The sequence below is a fragment of the Streptomyces prasinopilosus genome (assembly GCF_001419695.1).
In the GTDB taxonomy this organism is placed as follows: domain Bacteria; phylum Actinomycetota; class Actinomycetes; order Streptomycetales; family Streptomycetaceae; genus Streptomyces; species Streptomyces prasinopilosus.
In genome coordinates this window covers 1-1,247 of the sequence record NZ_LIRG01000943.1, presented here as the reverse complement: position 1 = coordinate 1,247, position 1,247 = coordinate 1, and the positions used below count along the sequence as shown (strand labels likewise).

Sequence of the window (1,247 nt, the reverse complement as noted above, 5' to 3'; positions counted from 1 at the left end):
GCGCACGAGTAGGCGATGCCGGCGCCCATCATCCCGGCGCCGAGCACGGCGACCTTGCGGACCGTGCGGGGCTCGATGCCCCGGGGCCGGTTGACACCCGAGTTGACGGCCTGGAGGTCGAAGAAGAACGCCTGGATCATGTTCTTCGACGTCTGTCCGGCGGCCAGTTCGACGAAGTAGCGGGCCTCGATGACCTGGGCCGTCTCGAAGTCGACCTGGGTGCCCTCGACGGCGGCGGCGAGGATGTTGCGCGGCGCCGGGTAGGGGGCGCCGTTCGTCTGCTTGCGCAGGTTGGCCGGGAAGGCGGGCAGGTTGGCGGCGAACTTGGGGTGGGACGGGGTGCCGCCCGGAATGCGGTAGCCGGGCCGGTCCCAGGGCTGGGCGGACTCGGGGTGCGCGTCGATGAAGGCGCGGGCCTTGGCGATCAGCTCCTCGCGGGTGCCGGCCACGTCGTCGACGAGACCGTTCTCCAGGGCGCGCCGCGGGGTGTACTGGGTGCCCTGGAGGAGCACCTTCAGCAGGGCGTCGGCGATGCCGAGCATCCTGACCGTGCGGACGACGCCGCCGCCTCCGGGGAGCAGACCGAGGGTGACCTCGGGGCAGCCGATCCTGGAGCCGGGTGCGTCGAGGGCGATCCGGTGGTGGCAGGCCAGGGCGAGTTCGTAACCGCCGCCCAGGGCCGCTCCGTTGATGGCCGCGACGACCGGCTTGCCGAGGGTCTCGATGCGGCGCATCTGGCGCTTGATCGCCATGCCGCCGTCGAACAGGTCCTGCGCCGTCTCGGGGGTGACCCTGATCAGGTCGCGCAGGTCGCCGCCGGCGAAGAAGGTCTTCTTCGCCGAGGTGAGGATGATGCCGCGGATGCCGTCCTTCTCCGCCTCCAGGCGGTCGGTGATCACCGCGAGGGAGTCGCGGAACGCCTGGTTCATGGTGTTCGCGGACTGGTGGGGATCGTCGAGGACGAGGGTGACGACGCCGGTGTCGTCCTGTTCCCAGCGGATGGTGGGGGTGTCGGTCATGACAAGGTCTCCGTAGAAGTCGCTCGGGGCGCTCGGGTCGCCGGGTCGCTCGGACCGGGGTCCGCCGGGGTGTCAGAGGCGTTCGACGACGGTGGCGATGCCCATGCCGCCGCCCACGCACAGGGTGGCCAGGCCGTAGCGCTCGTCCCGGCGCTCCAGCTCGTCGACGAGGGTGCCCAGGATCATCGCGCCGGTCGCGCCCAGCGGATGGCCGAGCGCGATCGCGCC

At 71.5% G+C, this 1,247-nt stretch carries 1 protein-coding gene and 1 pseudogene; both read right to left on the bottom strand.

Going from position 1 to position 1,247, the window contains the following annotated elements; all coding sequences use genetic code 11:
- Positions 1-1,019 (bottom strand): enoyl-CoA hydratase-related protein (locus tag AOK18_RS28825; RefSeq protein ID WP_206281608.1); only part of this gene is annotated, 1,019 nt, incomplete at its 3' end.
- A gap of 72 nt (positions 1,020-1,091) precedes the next feature.
- Positions 1,092-1,247, bottom strand: a pseudogene (locus tag AOK18_RS31530) (acetyl-CoA C-acyltransferase); the annotation flags it as partial.